We start from the raw sequence: 1027 nt of genomic DNA on the forward strand, positions 1-1027 counted from the left end.
TACCCCATAGCACACCTGCAACGTTCACGCCATATACTGTTTTAAACTGTTCTTCAGTAATTGTATCGATTGGTGTTGTTGGTCCAAGGCCGGCATTGTTAACCATGACATGGAAATCGCCAAATTGAGCTGCAGTTTGTCTTACTGCATTAAATACATCATCACGGTTTGATACATCTGCTTTGATAGCAATAGCTTTTGTACCATCACTTGATAACTTAAGTGCAGCTGCTTTTGCCCCTTCTTCATTGAAATCAACAACTGCTACTTTGAAACCATCTTCCACTAAACGTTCTGCAATTTTAAAACCAATCCCTTGTGCTCCGCCAGTTACTAACGCTACTTTGTTGTTTGTCATAAAGATCACTCCTCAAATTACTTTCCTTTAATTACATTTTACTCCTCTTCATTTGAATAGTACAACAAAGGTAGCTCCATTTAACAAAATATTCAGATATTTAAGGTATAGTTAAACGCACTACCATTAGTGATTGGCAATGTGTTTAAATGTCGTTTTAAAAGTTCTTATGTTGAATATTATTTTTTTAAGTCTCTCGATTAGTTTGTCATCAATCTTTTTTCGAGACATGGTCTTTTGATTCAATCGGCGGTTGCGTGTTATCACTGTCAACTTTAGTTGTAGCTTCATCTTTATGTATTTCTTCGTTTAATCCTTCTAGGTTTTTAGTCGTGGGATTTTTAAACTCAGGATGTTCCATCATGTCTTGACTATCAAGTTCCTTTTTACACGTGTCTTTATGTGATGCTTGATTTGCGTTCCCTTTACTTTTTTGAATAGTGGTAGTATCTGCTGTAGATACTAATTTTTTTCTACCTAAAATAGATATGGCTGAAACAAACCAGAGTATTGCAGATACAAAGTTGCATAATACTAAAGCGATAATAGCCAATACAATTAATATGACACCTTTTGAAATCCTTTCTTTAAATAAGTCAGATGCCAATACGATGACAGGTACGATTGAAAGTATAATTACAAATATAGAAATTATTGCCGATATAACTA

The 1027-nt window shown here is 34.4% G+C and carries 2 protein-coding genes; both read right to left on the reverse strand.

Annotation, left to right across the window (positions count from 1 at the left end):
* Positions 1–358, reverse strand: a 358-nt coding sequence (locus IDG60_RS15830; protein ID WP_046399085.1) for an SDR family NAD(P)-dependent oxidoreductase, incomplete at its 3' end; no start/stop codon positions are given.
* 211 nt (positions 359–569) lie between these two features.
* The coding region (locus IDG60_RS15835) for an MFS transporter (RefSeq protein WP_206160908.1) at positions 570–1027 on the reverse strand (458 nt) is incomplete at its 5' end.

It is taken from the genome of Staphylococcus sp. EG-SA-2, from assembly GCF_017152085.1.